16 protein-coding genes and 1 other RNA gene are annotated in these 14543 nt (G+C 67.5%); 10 read left to right on the top strand and 7 right to left on the bottom strand.

The genetic code is table 11. The annotated features are described in order from the left end of the window. The 8 genes from sucD (at nucleotide 1) to lpdA (ending at nucleotide 7953) form a co-directional block, all read left to right on the top strand. Nucleotides 1-885 carry a succinate--CoA ligase subunit alpha gene (gene sucD, locus JO391_RS19940; RefSeq protein ID WP_220662138.1) on the top strand — a complete coding sequence of 295 codons (885 nt, stop codon included), beginning with the start codon at nucleotides 1-3 and terminating at the stop codon, nucleotides 883-885. Further along, nucleotides 885-1049 carry a hypothetical protein gene (locus tag JO391_RS19935; protein ID WP_220662137.1) on the top strand — a complete coding sequence of 55 codons (165 nt, stop codon included), beginning with the start codon at nucleotides 885-887 and terminating at the stop codon, nucleotides 1047-1049. Before sucD ends, JO391_RS19935 begins: the two co-directional genes overlap by 1 nt. A gap of 58 nt (nucleotides 1050-1107) precedes the next feature. Further along, complete coding sequence (locus JO391_RS19930) at nucleotides 1108-4080, top strand: 2-oxoglutarate dehydrogenase E1 component (protein WP_220662136.1); 2973 nt, start codon at nucleotides 1108-1110, stop codon at nucleotides 4078-4080. After that, on the top strand, nucleotides 4080-5285 hold the full coding sequence (gene odhB / locus JO391_RS19925) for a 2-oxoglutarate dehydrogenase complex dihydrolipoyllysine-residue succinyltransferase (protein WP_259444769.1): 1206 nt from the start codon (nucleotides 4080-4082) through the stop codon (nucleotides 5283-5285). The genes JO391_RS19930 and odhB overlap by 1 nt, the downstream gene beginning before the upstream one ends. Nucleotides 5286-5338: 53 nt before the next feature. Further along, the gene (locus JO391_RS19920; RefSeq protein ID WP_220662135.1) at nucleotides 5339-5692 is read left to right on the top strand and encodes a nuclear transport factor 2 family protein; all 354 of its coding nucleotides are present in this window, start codon (nucleotides 5339-5341) and stop codon (nucleotides 5690-5692) included. Further along, entirely contained in the window at nucleotides 5685-6092 is a 408-nt protein-coding gene (locus JO391_RS19915) for an MAPEG family protein (protein ID WP_220662134.1), read from the top strand. Before JO391_RS19920 ends, JO391_RS19915 begins: the two co-directional genes overlap by 8 nt. Continuing rightward, nucleotides 6093-6485, top strand: coding sequence for an MAPEG family protein (locus JO391_RS19910; RefSeq protein WP_220662133.1), 393 nt, complete (start codon nucleotides 6093-6095; stop codon nucleotides 6483-6485). Between the two features lie 79 nt (nucleotides 6486-6564). Continuing rightward, on the top strand, nucleotides 6565-7953 hold the full coding sequence (gene lpdA, locus JO391_RS19905) for a dihydrolipoyl dehydrogenase (protein ID WP_220662132.1): 1389 nt from the start codon (nucleotides 6565-6567) through the stop codon (nucleotides 7951-7953). A gap of 41 nt (nucleotides 7954-7994) precedes the next feature. Here the strand turns inward: lpdA and JO391_RS19900 are convergent, their stop codons facing one another. The 7 genes from JO391_RS19900 to JO391_RS19870 form a co-directional block, all read right to left on the bottom strand. Beyond that, nucleotides 7995-8453 (bottom strand): class I SAM-dependent methyltransferase, encoded by a 459-nt coding sequence (locus tag JO391_RS19900; protein ID WP_220662131.1) that lies wholly within the window; start codon nucleotides 8451-8453, stop codon nucleotides 7995-7997. A 31-nt stretch (nucleotides 8454-8484) separates the two neighbouring features. Further along, nucleotides 8485-9162, bottom strand: a complete 678-nt coding sequence (locus tag JO391_RS19895; RefSeq protein WP_220662130.1) for an HlyD family secretion protein — start codon at nucleotides 9160-9162, stop codon at nucleotides 8485-8487. Between the two features lie 65 nt (nucleotides 9163-9227). Continuing rightward, nucleotides 9228-10022, bottom strand: coding sequence for an SDR family oxidoreductase (locus JO391_RS19890; protein ID WP_220662129.1), 795 nt, complete (start codon nucleotides 10020-10022; stop codon nucleotides 9228-9230). A gap of 45 nt (nucleotides 10023-10067) precedes the next feature. Then, nucleotides 10068-10835 (bottom strand): 7-alpha-hydroxysteroid dehydrogenase, encoded by a 768-nt coding sequence (gene hdhA, locus JO391_RS19885; protein ID WP_220662128.1) that lies wholly within the window; start codon nucleotides 10833-10835, stop codon nucleotides 10068-10070. A gap of 106 nt (nucleotides 10836-10941) precedes the next feature. Continuing rightward, entirely contained in the window at nucleotides 10942-11442 is a 501-nt protein-coding gene (locus tag JO391_RS19880) for a helix-turn-helix domain-containing protein (protein ID WP_220662127.1), read from the bottom strand. A gap of 258 nt (nucleotides 11443-11700) precedes the next feature. Next, on the bottom strand, nucleotides 11701-12351 hold the full coding sequence (locus JO391_RS19875; RefSeq protein WP_220662126.1) for a GntR family transcriptional regulator: 651 nt from the start codon (nucleotides 12349-12351) through the stop codon (nucleotides 11701-11703). A gap of 4 nt (nucleotides 12352-12355) precedes the next feature. Then, nucleotides 12356-13045 (bottom strand): M48 family metallopeptidase, encoded by a 690-nt coding sequence (locus JO391_RS19870; RefSeq protein WP_220664644.1) that lies wholly within the window; start codon nucleotides 13043-13045, stop codon nucleotides 12356-12358. A gap of 70 nt (nucleotides 13046-13115) precedes the next feature. Between JO391_RS19870 and ffs the strand changes: the two genes are divergently transcribed. Both ffs and JO391_RS19860 read left to right on the top strand, forming a co-directional pair. Further along, an RNA gene (ffs, locus tag JO391_RS19865) (signal recognition particle sRNA small type) lies at nucleotides 13116-13212 on the top strand. 157 nt (nucleotides 13213-13369) lie between these two features. Further along, the gene (locus tag JO391_RS19860; RefSeq protein WP_220662125.1) at nucleotides 13370-14542 is read left to right on the top strand and encodes an efflux RND transporter periplasmic adaptor subunit; all 1173 of its coding nucleotides are present in this window, start codon (nucleotides 13370-13372) and stop codon (nucleotides 14540-14542) included. Nucleotide 14543 lies beyond the last annotated feature (1 nt).

The following is a 14543-nucleotide window of genomic DNA, read 5'->3' as shown; positions in this document are numbered from 1 at the left end:
ATGGCCGTTCTCGTCAACGAAAACACCAAGGTGATCTGCCAGGGCTTCACCGGCAGCCAGGGCACCTTCCACTCGGAACAGGCCATCGCCTACGGCACCAAGATGGTCGGCGGCGTCACCCCCGGAAAGGGCGGTTCCACCCACCTCGGCCTGCCGGTCTTCGACTCGGTCCATGACGCCGTCCTCGCCACCGGCGCCGACGCCACGGCGATCTACGTGCCCCCGCCCTTCGCGGCCGACTCGATCCTGGAAGCCATCGACGCCGAAATCCCGCTGATCGTCTGCATCACCGAGGGTATCCCCGTCCTTGACATGATGAAGGTCAAGCGCGCGCTCCTGAACTCGAAGTCCCGCCTCATCGGGCCGAACTGCCCCGGCGTCATGACGCCCGACGCCTGCAAGATCGGCATCATGCCCGGCTCGATCTTCAAGCGCGGCTCGGTCGGCGTTGTAAGCCGCTCGGGCACGCTCACTTATGAGGCCGTGAAGCAGACCACCGACATCGGCCTTGGCCAGTCCTCGGCCGTCGGCATCGGCGGCGACCCGATCAAGGGCACCGAGCATATCGACGTGCTGGAAATGTTCCTGGCCGACCCGGAGACGACCTCGATCATCATGATCGGCGAAATCGGCGGCTCGGCCGAAGAGGACGCCGCCCAGTTCCTCGCCGATGAAAAGAAGCGCGGCCGCTGGAAGCCCACCGCCGGCTTCATCGCCGGCCGCACCGCCCCTCCCGGCCGCCGCATGGGCCATGCCGGTGCCATCGTGGCCGGCGGCAAGGGCGACGCGGCAAGCAAGATCGAGGCGATGAAATCCGCCGGCATCGTGGTCGCCGACAGCCCGGCAGGCCTGGGCGAGGCCGTCATGAAGGCCATCAAGGGCTGATGGCAATGCGCCACGAAACGGCAGCCGTGGACGGAAATCCGCGCCTCGCCATGGCGGCGCTCGCGCTGCTCATTGCGGTCCTGGGATACGGCACATACCTGTCCCTCGACCGGGCCGAACCAAGACCGAACCTGCCGGATGCCTTCGCAACCACAACGGACTGACGGGCGGGGCAACAGCCCCGCCCATTCCATTGCCGCAACTCTTGGGAGGAGTTGACAGATGACCGAACAATCCCCGAACAGCCAGTTTCAAGCCTCGTCCTTCCTTCAGGGCGCCAACGCCGATTACATCGACCAGCTCGCCGCCCGCTATGCCGCCGACCCGGCCTCGGTCGATGCGCAATGGGCCGAGTTCTTCCGCGCCCTCGGCGACAGCGAGTTGGACGCCAAGCGCGCCGCGCAGGGTCCGTCCTGGGCACGCGCCGACTGGCCGCCCACCCCGTCCGATGACCTGACCGCCGCGCTCACCGGCGAATGGCCGGCACCGCCCGCCAAGGAAGGCAAGGCCGCCGCGCAGAAGATCGCCGCCAAGGCAGAGGAAAAGGGCGTCTCGCTCACCGATGCGCAGATGCAGCGCGCCGTGCTCGACAGCCTGCGCGCGCTCATGCTGATCCGCGCCTACCGCATCCGCGGCCACCTCGCCGCCGATCTCGACCCGCTTGGCATGCGCGAGGAAGCCCCCCACCCCGAGCTTGACCCGGCCTCCTACGGCTTCACCGAAGCCGACATGGACCGCCCGATCTTCATCGACAAGGTGCTCGGCCTCGACTTCGCCTCGATGCGCCAGATCATCGACATCGTGCGGCGCACCTACTGCGGCACCTTCGCGCTGCAATACATGCACATCTCCGATCCCGAACAGGCCGGCTGGCTGAAGGAACGGATCGAAGGCTACGGCAAGGAAATCGCCTTCACCCGCGAAGGCCGCCGCGCCATCCTGAACAAGCTGGTCGAGGCCGAGGGCTTCGAAAAGTTCCTGCACGTCAAGTACATGGGCACCAAGCGCTTCGGCCTGGACGGCGGCGAAGCCCTGATCCCCGCCATGGAACAGATCATCAAGCGCGGCGGCAACCTCGGCCTGAAAGAGGTTGTCATCGGCATGCCGCACCGCGGTCGCCTGAACATCCTCGCAAACGTGCTGATGAAGCCCTACCGCGCCATCTTCCACGAATTCCAGGGCGGCTCCTACAAGCCCGAGGATGTGGACGGCTCCGGCGACGTGAAGTACCACCTCGGCGCCTCGTCCGACCGCACCTTCGACGGTCACACCGTCCACCTGTCGCTGACCGCCAACCCCTCGCACCTGGAAGCGGTGAACCCCGTTGTCCTGGGCAAGGTCCGCGCCAAGCAGGACCAGCTGGGCGACCAGACCGACCGCACCGCGGTGCTGCCGATCCTCTTGCACGGCGACGCGGCCTTCGCCGGCCAGGGCGTCGTGGCCGAATGCCTCCAGCTTTCGGGCATCAAGGGCCACCGGACCGGCGGCTGCATCCACATCATCGTCAACAACCAGATCGGCTTCACCACGGCGCCGCATTTCAGCCGCACCTCGCCCTATCCGACCGACATCGCCCTGATGGTCGAGGCGCCGATCTTCCACGTCAACGGCGACGATCCCGAAGCCGTGGTCCACGCCGCCCGCGTGGCGACAGAGTTCCGCCAGAAGTTCCACAAGGACGTGGTCATCGACATCTTCTGCTATCGCCGCTTCGGTCACAACGAAGGCGACGAGCCGATGTTCACCAACCCCGCGATGTACAACAACATCAAGCGGCACAAGACCACGCTCCAGCTTTACACCGAACGCCTGGTGCAGGACGGCCTGATCCCCGAGGGCGAGATCGAGGACATGAAGGCCGCCTTCCAGGCCAAGCTCAACGACGAATACGAAATCGGCAAGGCGTTCAAGCCGAACAAGGCCGACTGGCTGGACGGCCGCTGGAAGAACATGGCGCCGAAGGACCTGACGAGCTACCAGCGCGGCGAAACCTGGATCAAGCCGGAAACGCTGGAAGAAATCGGCCGCGCCCTGACCACGGTTCCCGAAGGCTTCGACCTGCACAAGACCGTGGGCCGCCAGCTCGAGGCCAAGAAGGCCATGTTCGAAACCGGCAAGGGCTTCGACTGGGCCACCGCCGAGGCACTCGCCTTCGGCTCGCTCCAAGTCGAAGGCTTCCCGGTCCGCCTCTCGGGCCAGGATTGCACGCGCGGCACCTTCTCGCAGCGCCATTCCGGCTGGATCGACCAGACCACCGAGGAACGCCACTACCCGCTGAACCACATCCGCCCCGGCCAGGCGCGGTATGAGGTCATCGACTCGATGCTGTCCGAATATGCCGTGCTCGGCTTCGAATACGGCTACTCGCTGTCCGAACCGAACGCGCTGACGCTGTGGGAAGCCCAGTTCGGCGATTTCGCCAACGGCGCGCAGATCATGTTCGACCAGTTCATCAACTCCAGCGAATCCAAGTGGTTGCGCATGTCGGGCCTCGTGGTCCTTCTGCCGCACGGGTTCGAAGGCCAGGGACCGGAACATTCCTCCGCGCGCCTGGAACGCTTCCTCCAGCTTTCGGCAGAGGAAAACTGGATCGTCGCCAACTGCTCGACGCCGGCCAACTACTTCCACGTCCTGCGCCGCCAGCTGCACCGCGACTACCGCAAGCCGCTGATCCTGATGACGCCGAAATCGCTGCTGCGTCACCCGATGTGCGTCTCGGATGCGGGCGACTTCCTCGACGGATCGACCTTCCACCGTGTCCTGTGGGACGATGCGCAGAAGGGCCATTCCTCGCAGGTGCTGAAGCCCGATGCCGAAATCCGGCAAGTGGTGATCTGCTCGGGCAAGGTCTACTACGACCTGCTCGCCGAGCGCGATGCCCGCGGCCTGTCGGACGTCTACCTTCTGCGCCTGGAACAGCTCTATCCGGTGCCCACCGTCTCGCTCACACAGGAACTGTCGCGCTTCCCGCAGGCGCAGGTGGTCTGGTGCCAGGAAGAACCGAAGAACCAGGGCGCCTGGTCCTTCATCGAACCCGAACTCGAAGTGCTGCTGACCAAGACCGCCGGCAAGCCCAAGCGCGCCCGCTATGCCGGCCGCGCCGCCTCGGCCTCGCCCGCCACGGGTCTCGCCAGCAAGCACAAGGCACAGCAAGAGGCGCTCGTGAACGACGCCCTGACGATCGAAGGAAAGTGATGATGAGCATCGAAGTCCGAGTCCCCGCCCTGGGCGAAAGCGTCACCGAAGCGACGGTCGCCACCTGGTTCAAGAAGCCCGGTGATGCCGTCGCCGTGGACGAGATCCTGTGCGAGCTGGAAACCGACAAGGTCAGCCTCGACGTGCCCTCGCCCGCCGCCGGCATCCTGGGCGAGATCGTCGCACCCGAAGGCACCACCGTCACCGCCGCGGGCCTGCTGGCGACCATCGCCGAAGGCGCCGGCGCCGCCGCAAAGCCCGCCGCCGCCCCGGCCCCGGCCCCTGCTACGGCCCCACCCGCCGCGAAGGATGTCGAAGACGCCCCCGCCGCCAAGAAGGCGATGGCCGAAGCCGGCCTCGCGGCCGACCAGGTGCAGGGCACCGGCCGCGACGGCCGCATCATGAAGGAAGACGTGGCCCGCGCCGCCGCGGCCGTGCAGGCCGCCGCCGCCGCGACCCCGGCCCCCGCCGCCATGCCGCGCGCGCCTGTCCCGGCCGACGATGCCGCGCGCGAAGAGCGGGTGAAGATGACCCGCCTGCGCGCCACCATCGCCAAGCGCCTGAAGGACGCGCAGAACACCGCCGCGATGCTGACCACCTATAACGAGGTGGACATGTCCGGCATCATGTCCCTGCGCAACGAATACAAGGACCAGTTCGAAAAGAAGCACGGCGTCAAGCTCGGCTTCATGTCCTTCTTCGTGAAGGCCTGCTGCCACGCGCTGAAGGAAGTCCCCGAGGTCAACGCCGAAATCGACGGCCAGGACGTGGTCTACAAGAACTATGTCCACATGGGCGTCGCCGTCGGCACGCCGACCGGCCTCGTCGTGCCGGTCGTCCGCGACGCCGACCAGATGTCCTTCGCCGCCATCGAGAAGAAGATCGCCGAACTGGGCATCCGTGCCCGCGACGGCAAGCTCACCATGGCCGAACTGCAAGGCGGCTCCTTCACCATCTCGAACGGCGGCGTCTACGGCTCGCTCATGTCCTCGCCGATCCTGAACCCGCCGCAATCCGGCATCCTGGGCATGCACAAGATCCAGGACCGCCCGGTGGCGGTGAACGGCCAGATCGTCATCCGCCCGATGATGTATCTCGCGCTCAGCTACGATCACCGCATCGTCGACGGCAAGGGCGCCGTGACCTTCCTCGTGCGCGTGAAAGAGGCGCTGGAAGATCCGCGCCGCCTGCTGATGGATCTGTGATCCCGCACCCGTAGGATGGGCAATATTGCCCATCCTACCCCGCAAGGCCCGCCATGCAGACCCTCCCCGCCCTCGAACAGACCCTCTGGCGCCGGGAAACCCGCTTCGACCGCGCGCTGATGGAGGCGACCTTTGCGCCCGATTTCTTCGAATTCGGCCGCTCCGGCCGCCGCTACACCCGCGCCGAGCTGATCTTCGACAAGGCGCAGGCAAGCGACATCCCCGCCACGCTCCACCGCCTCACCGTCACCCCCCTCTCGGACAGGCTCGCTCTCGTGACCTACATCTCCGAACTCCGCTGCGACCCGCCCGAATGGGCCAACCGCGCCTCGCTGTGGGATATCAGCTCGGGCCGCTGGCAGCTCCGGTTCCACCAGGGCACCCCCTGCGAGGCCCTACATGACTGACGCCGGACTTACCCCCGAACTCGCCGCCCTCACCGCCGCCGCCGTGGTGCATTTCGTCACGATCTTCGCCGCACAGCGCGCGCTCGAACGCGACGTGGGCCACGATGGCAACACCGGCACGCGCGAGGGGATCGAGGACCGCCTCTCCCCCCGCACCCAACGCCTCCGCCGCGCCACCGCCAATTTCACCGAAAACATCGGCCCCTTCATCATCGCCGTCCTTGTCGTAGTCCTGGCCGGCAAGACCTCGCTCCTGACCGCCGCCCTCGCCTGGGCCTTCGTCGCCGCCCGCGCGCTCTATGTTCCGGCCTATGCGCTCGGCTGGGTGCCGTGGCGCAGCTTCATCTGGTTCGCGGGCTTCCTCGCCACCGCCGCGCTTCTCCTGATCGGAGTGCTGTAGATGACAGCCGAACTCGCCGCCCTCGCCGTCGCGATCCTCGTGCAGGTCGCTACGCTCTCGATCTTCGCCGTCGCGGCCAACATCGAGCTTGGCACCCGCGTGACCCTCTCCCCGCGCGACAAGGGCATCCCGCCGCTCTCCGTCCGCACCGGCAGGCTGCAGCGCGCCACCGCCAACGGCTTCGAGGGGCTCACCCTGTTCACCCCGGCCGTCGCCCTCGTGGCCCTCACCGGAACAGCCTCGCCGCTCACCGCCGTCGCCGCCTGGGCCTATGTGGCGCTCCGCCTCCTCTACATCCCCGCCTATGCCTATGGCTGGGTGCCCGCCCGTTCCATCATCTGGGGCCTCGGCCTCGTCGCCACCCTCACCCTCGTCGGAGCCGCATTGCTCTGACTTCTTCCGTTCCCAAATATCCTCCGGGGGTCCGGGGGTGGAAAACCCCCGGCTCGCCCGCCGACCCAAGGAGACAACCATGGCAACATTCGACGTGATCATCATCGGCGGCGGCCCCGGCGGCTATGTCTCGGCCATCCGCTGCGCCCAGCTCGGCCTCAAGACCGCCTGCGTCGAAGGCCGCGACACGCTTGGCGGCACCTGCTTGAACGTGGGCTGCATCCCGTCCAAGGCGCTCTTGCACGCCACCGATTCCTTGCACGAGGCGCAGCACAACTTCGCCAAAATGGGCCTCACCGGCGCCGCGCCCACGGTCGATTGGTCCGCCATGCTCGGCTACAAGGACGATGTCGTCGGCCAGAACACCAAGGGCATCGAATTCCTGTTCAAGAAGAACAAGGTCACCTGGCTCAAGGGCTGGGGCACCATCCCCGCCCCCGGCCAGGTCAAGGTGGGCGACGAGTTGCACGAGGCGAAGGCCATCGTCATCGCCACCGGCTCCGAATCCGCCTCGCTCCCCGGCGTCACGGTGGATGAAAAGACCGTGGTCACCTCCACCGGCGCGCTGACCTTGGGCGCGATCCCGAAATCCATGGTGGTCATCGGCGCCGGCGTCATCGGCCTGGAAATGGGCTCGGTCTATGCCCGGCTCGGCACCGATGTCACCGTCATCGAATACCTCGACGCCATCACCCCCGGCATGGATGCCGAGGTGGCAAAGTCGCTGCAGAAGATCCTCGCCCGCCAGGGCCTGAAATTCGTGCTCGGCGCCGCGGTGCAGGGCGTGGAAACCGGCGCCAAGGGCGCCAAGGTCTCCTACAAGCTGCGCAAGGACGATTCGGCGCATGACCTCACCGTCGATACCGTCCTCGTCGCCACAGGCCGCCGCCCCTATACCGCCGGGCTCGGCCTCGAAGCCCTGGGCGTCGAGATGCTGCCCCGCGGCCAGGTCAAGACCGACGACCACTTCCGCACCAACATCCCCGGCCTCTATGCCATCGGCGATGCCATCCCCGGCCCGATGCTGGCCCACAAGGCCGAAGACGAGGGCATGGCCGTGGCCGAGATCATCGCCGGCAAGCATGGCCATGTGAACTACGGCGTCATCCCCGGCGTGATCTACACCACGCCCGAAGTCGCCTCGGTCGGCAAGACCGAAGAACAGCTGAAAGAGGAAGGCCGCGCCTACAAGGTCGGCAAGTTCCCCTTCATGGGCAACGCCCGTGCCAAGGCGGTGTTCCAGGGCGACGGCTTCGTGAAGATCCTCGCCGACAAGGCCACCGACCGCATCCTCGGCTGCCACATCATCGGCCCGGCAGCGGGCGACCTGATCCACGAAATCTGCGTGGCAATGGAATTCGGCGCCTCGGCCCAGGACGTGGCGCTCACCTGCCACGCCCACCCGACCTTCTCGGAAGCCGTCCGCGAAGCCGCGCTCGCCTGCGGCGACGGCGCCATCCACGCCTGATTGCCGCGCCCGGCCCCTCCTCCGGGGGGGGGCGCCGCCCGCTACTCCACGATCTCCGAGATCGTCATATAGTTCACCATGGCAGAGACGCCCCCCGCGATCACGCCCAGCAGGATCACGGCGGTCACCAGCCCGACCTCGACCGTGCCGAACAGCCGCTGCCAGACCACAGCACCGGCCACCAGCGCGCCAAAGGCAAAGAGGCCGTGCTTCACCACCAGCCACAGCGTCGTCGGAAAGAACGGCTTCTTCGGCCCCTTCACCGTAAGATGCGCCACCGCTGTCAGGATCATCGCCAGCGATACCGCCAGCGGCACAGCCGACCCCAGCACCGTATGGGTGCCTGCGCTGATGCCGTCCACCGACAGCGGGATCACCTCACTGCCGCGCAGCAGCCAGGCCTGGATGGCCCCGTTGACCACGGCGTTGATCACGCCCGACAGCACGGCCCCCTTCACGATCTCGGGCCGGGCCGGGCCGGTGACGGCACTCGGGTTCATCGCAACCTCCTTCAGCGGCCCCGTCTCCGCCTCAGCGCGGCGCGGCCATGACCTGTTCAAGGCTCGGGAAAAGCACCGCCTTGCAGCGATCCAGCCCCGCCTGCCGGTTCTGAAAGTTCGACCGGGCCATGGCCAGTTGCGCCTCCCGCTCCAGAACCTCGCTGTCGGGCACGCCGCCGCGCGCATTCAGCTGCCGCGCCCGCTCCAGCGACTTCTCGGCAAAGGCCGCCCAGGCCTGATGCGCCACCACCTCGTCCGGCCCCTTGTCGCAGCCGGCCTCCCATCCGCGGCGGAACACGGCATACAGGTCCTCAACCATGACCGTCCCCCCGGCGAAATGCTCGGCCATCCGGCTCATCGCCTCGTACTCCGCGCTCAGATAGACAAGGTTTTTCTGGGCCACGATCAGCTGCTTGCGGTTCCAGGCATCCTTCAGTTGCGAAATCTCAAGGTCGAGTTGCGAGATCGCGCTGCGGGCAAACAGCTCCTCGTTCCGCTTCAGGATCGCCGCGTCGCGCTCAAGGTCGGCCTTCACCGTGTCGATATTGATGCGCGCCATCATGACCTGATAGCCGAAGGACCGGCCGCTGTCGGTGAAGTACAGCATCATGACCTGATCGCTGGTCACCGGCACGCCCTCGGCCTTCAGGCCGGCGGGCAGGGCCAGCGCCAGCACAACCGCCCCGACCACCTGCAATGCCCGGCTCACCTGGCCTCTCCTTCCACCCGGTCTCCGGGGCGGGCCACCCGCCCCAGGCCTCAATCCGTCCGACTTCATTCCCCGAACAACCGCGTCACGCCGCCGCCGCCGTGGATGTTGATGGTCTGGCCGCTGACCCATGCCGCCGCGGGCGAGCAGAGCCAGAGCATCGCATTGGCAATGTCCTGCGGCCGGCCCGGACGACCGGTCAGGTTGTCGGGATGCATCATGCGCTCCTGCATCTCCGGCGTGATCCCGGCGCTGGCATAGCCCTCGGTGATCACCGTGCCGATCAGCACCGAATTCACCCGCACCCGCTTGTTCAGCAAATGCGCCAGCGACACCATCATCTGGTTCAGCGCGGCCTTGGCCGTGGCATAGGGCAGGATGTCATAGGCCGGCACGGCCGAAGAGAACGAGCCGGAATTGGTGATCGACCCGTTCTTCGCCTTTTCAAGATACGGCAGGCAAGCCATGCTCATGCGGTAGGCGCTGATCGTGTTAAGCTTGTAGGACCGGACGAATTCCTCCTCCGGGATCGCCGCGGGGTCGGGCTGCCGCCCGCCCCAGCCCACGTTGTTGACCAGCGTGGAAATCCCGCCAAAGGCCGCCGCGGTCGCAGCCACCGTCGCCTCGATGGCGGCAAGGTCGGTCACGTCGCAGGCCATGCCGCGGCAGTCGTTGCCGGTCTCGGCGGCGATGGCGGCCGCCGTCTCTGCGGCCTTCTCCCCGTTCAGGTCGGCGATCATCACCTTCGCCCCCGCGCCCGACAGCGTTTTGGCGATGCCCGCGCCGATGTTCTGCGCGCCGCCGGTGATCAGCACCTTGTGCCCGTCCATGCGGAATTCCGCGAATGCGTCAAAGCTCATGCCTTGTCTCCCTGAAAAGCGATTGATCGGGTGCCCGGTGACGGCTCAGTCCAGTTCCTGCAACCCGCCGCCAGAAACGGTCAGAACCTGCCCGCTGACCCAGGACGCCGCCGGCGAACACAGGAACAGCGCGGCATGGGCCATGTCGGCCGGCTCTCCCAGCCGTTTCAGCGGCGTGTGTTTCAGCATCACCGCCTCGATCTCGGGCGTCAGAACGCTGGCCAGCGCCGCCGTGCGGGTGGCACCGGGCGCAATGGCGTTCACACGGATGTTCTTCGGACCCAGGTCGAAGGCGATGTTGCGCGTCAGATGACTTTCCGCCGCCTTCGACGAGCCATAGGAGGCCATGCGCTGGTTCTTGTTGTCACCCGACATCGAGGTGATGTTCAGAATCGCCCCGCCGCCCGCCTTCTCCATGTGCGGCGCAGCCAGTTGGCACAGCCGGAACACCGAAAAAACGTTCAGCTCATAGGCCCAGCGGAAATCGTCCATCGGCATGTCAAAGGGCTTCGGCCCGCCGCCGCCGGCATTGTTCACCAGGATGGTCAGTCTGCCGAAGGTGGAAACCGCCGCGTCGACGGCGGCCGACAGATCGGCCTCCTTCGTCACATTGCAGGCAATGCCGGTCGCCTTGCCGCCCGAAGCCATGATGTCCTTCGCCACCGCATCGGCCGCCTCCTGCTTCAGGTCGCTGACCACCACCGCCGCCCCGGCCCCCGCGAACATCTCGGCGATGCCGCGACCGATGCCCGCGCCCGCGCCGGTGACCAATGCCACCTGGCCGTCCAGTCTGAAATTCCTTGGATCGAACACCGCGCGTCTCCCTCGCATCCTGAACTGCGCCAGTAGCTACGGCAGGTGCGGGACGCGGCAAGAAACCACCTGCCCGAAATGGGCAGTCTCCGGGCGCGGGTTGGGTTCAGTCCTCCGGCGCGCGCCCGAAGGTCTCCAGCATCGCGACAAGACGGGCGATGCGCAGGCGGGCGCGCTGGTCGAATTCGGCGTGATCCCGGCGCACGGGAAGGTCCCGGCCATCCGGGTCCTCGGCAAGCGACCAGCCCCCGTCTGGCCCCTGCACCACCCAGCCCTTTTGCCGCAGCGACTCGAGCTTGCGCCGCACGGTCTCTCGCGGGATTCCCGTCACGTCCGCCAGTCGCGAGGCCGAGATCGCCATCGCCTCCGGTCCCGGCAGGTCGGCCATATCGACGCGGCGCCGAAGGTTCATCCGCCTTTGCCCGATGATCGCCAGGATGAGGATCTGCTGGAAATCCCCGCCATAGCTGCGGCTCAGGTCGGACAGGTGATCGACCAGGAAGTTCACGAACGCGTATTGATAGGTCGGATAGTCCCGCCCGAACCCCTCGACGAGCCCTGCGACGCGGCTATCCAGGGCAGATGTGCCGGGCTTCTGCGTCGTCATTCGTCCAGCCTCCCCTTCGCGTATCGCCGCTCCCCGGCAGGATCGTACGCGCTTCCGGGACGATAGCGCACGACAGGCGCTCCGGCCAGTTGCACCCGGGACAAGTCGGCGCGCAGCCCGCGCTGGCCGCCTCCGATCCGTGCAAACTCCGCCCGCCGTTCAAGGGCAGACCTGGACGGATTCCTTAAGTCCAAGTTAATTCGCGACCGTAACCAACTGATATTGCTGTATCCGCCTCAGCGTCCGAGCTCGGACGCCTCAGCCCGCCAGGTGCTTCAGCCCCTGGGTCACATCGGTCCGGACCGCCAGCCGCAGCCCCGGCTCGTCCCCGGCCCGAAGCGCGGCCAGGATGATCCGGTGGTGGTGGGGCGGCTCCCTCCGCCGCAGCCTCTGGTACAGCGACCGCATGGTCGGCCCCAGCTGAAGCCAGACCGTCTCGCAAAGGGCCAGCATCGCCGGGGTCTGGGCCCGCAGGTACAGGGTCCGGTGGAACTCCAGGTTGGTCCGGACATAGGCCACCGCATCCTGCTTCAGCACCGCCTCGGCATTGGCGGCATTGATCGCGGCCAGCCGGTCGATCAGGGCAAAGTGGGCGCGCGGGAGGGCGCGGGCGGCCATCTCGGGCTCCAGCAGCGCCCGGATCGCCGCCAGTTCCTCGATCCTTTCAGGCGAAAGCTCCGGCGTGGAGATGCGGCCCGAAGAGGACAGCGTCAGCGCCCCCTCCGCCACCAGCCGCCGCACCGCCTCGCGCGCGGGGGTCATCGACACGCCAAAGCTCGCCCCGATCCCCCGCAGCGTCAGGTGGTGCCCCGGCGCCAGCTCCCCGTGCATCACCTGCTGGCGCAGCACCCGGTAGACCCGTTCATGGGCGGCGGCGGTCAGGTCGGCGGGGCGCGTCGTGCCGGTCATGGCCTCATTCCCCGAACCGCCAGCCCTGCAACGCCTGCCCCTCACTCCGCAACCAGCCCCGGTGGACCCGCCAGTCGGGACACAGCCGGCTCACCACGGCCCAGAAGGCATCGGAGTGGTTCATCTCCACCAGATGCGCCACCTCATGCGCGGCCACATAGTCCAGCACCGCTGGCGGCGCCATGATCAGCCGCCACGAATACATGATCGCCCCCGAGGCCGCGCAGGACCCCCACCGCGACCGCGTGTCCCTCAGCGTCACCCGGCTGACCCGGCGCCCAAGCGCGGCGGCATGTGCGTCGGTCGCCGCGACCAGCCGGTCGCGCGCCCTGGCCTTCAGCCAGGCCTGCACCCGCACCGGCATCTGCGCCGGATCGCCCGGCACCAGAAGGGCCCCGCCCTCCACCCGGATCTGCCGGCCCGCCGCGGGCACAAGCTCCAACTCCACCCCCTCCACCGGCAGCCGCGCCCCCGGCGCCACCACCTGCCCGCCCGCCGGCATCTCGGCCAGCATGCGCCGCAGCCAGTCCTCCTGGGCGCGCAGGAAGGCCATGGCCTCGGCCTCGCGCGCCCGGACCGGGATCGACAGCGTCACCCGTCCGTCCATCCGGGAAACCCTAAGCGTGAATCGCCGCGCCCGCGCCGAGCGGCGCAGCACGATCTCGACGGGGGGGGAACCGGGCAAGGTGGGCATGAGCCCCGCAAGCATAGCCCCCTGCCGCCAAGCCTTGCAAGGCGCGGGGAGCGGCGCTATATGCCGCCATGAGAGGTTGGCGCGGGCAGGCACCTCGCCAACCCGGTCAGGTCCGGAAGGAAGCAGCCGTAACGAGCCCCGCTTGGGTCGTTGTCCAGCCTCTCACCCTCCCCCATCAACGGGGCCTAGGTCCCGAACTCGCAAAAAGGTGACCGGCCATACTGCCTGGTCTTGCTTTTCATCGCGCCAGACAGGACCAGATTGGCGACGGAACGGCGCGTGTCCGGCGTTCAACCGGTGCAGGACCGAACGGACGAGGGGTCGATGAAGCGCAGATATCTGGTGATCCCGGTCCTTGTCGCCGCCCTGGCAGGCGGCGGCTGGTACTATACCCAGGCCGAGGAAACAAAGGTCACCGCCCCGCCGACCGTGGCAGTCGACCGTGGAACGGTCGAACAGACGGTGCTGGCCACCGGCGCGGTCGAGGCGATGAAACTCGTCTCTGTCGGCGCGCAGGTGTCGGGCCGGATCGAGGAATTGACCGTCGCGGTCGGTGACAAGGTCAAGACCGGCGATCTGATCGCCCAGATCGACTCGCTGGATCAGGAAAACGCCGTCGCCCGCGCCGAGGCGGCGCTCGCCCAGGTGGATGCCCAGATTGCGGCCAAGCAGGCCTCGCTGGACGAGGCCGAAATCTCCCTCACCCGCAAGGAACGGCTGGCCGAAAAATCCTTTGCCACAACCGAGGAACTGGATGCCGCCCGGGCTACCGTAAAGCTGGCCAAGGCCGAGGTCGCCGCGCTTCAGGCCGCCCGCCGCATGGCCGAGGTCGAGCTGGCCGCAGCCCAGCTTGACCTGGACCGCACCCGCATCACCTCGCCCGCCACCGGAACGGTCGTGGCCGTCGTCACCAACGAAGGCCAGACCGTCGTTTCCTCGCAGCAGGCGCCCGTGATCGTGAAGATCGCGGCGCTGGACCGGGTGGTCATCAAGGCCGATGTCAGCGAAGCCGATGTGGTCCGCGTCGCCCCCGGCCAGGCCGCCCGCTTCACCCTTCTGGGCGCGCCGGAACACCCGCTTCAGGCGACCGTGGACTCCATAGAACCAGCCCCGGCCTCCATCGCCGACAGCGACGAAATCGACAACGACAAGGCGATCTACTACCGCGCCCGCTTCGAGGCAGACAATCCCGAGGGGCTGATGCGCATCGGCATGACGGCCGAGGTGACCATCTCGATCACCCGCGCCGACGACGTCTTGCGCGTGCTGACCTCGGTGCTGGGCAACCCGGGCGAGGATGGCAGCTATGAGGTCGAGGTCTGGAACCCCGCCAGCCAGACTCGCGAGACGCGCAAGGTCACTGCAGGCATCGCCGACGACCTGCGCACCGAGATCACCTCGGGCCTGAACGAGGGCGACCTCGTGGTCTCCGACCGCACCTCGGGCCAATCGGCGGTGGCGCAGATGCGGCGCCCGCCGGGGCTGCCGGGGTTCTGAC

Source organism: Neotabrizicola shimadae, from assembly GCF_019623905.1.
Lineage (GTDB): Bacteria > Pseudomonadota > Alphaproteobacteria > Rhodobacterales > Rhodobacteraceae > Neotabrizicola > Neotabrizicola shimadae.
This window is presented reverse-complemented; position numbering and strand designations above follow the sequence as displayed.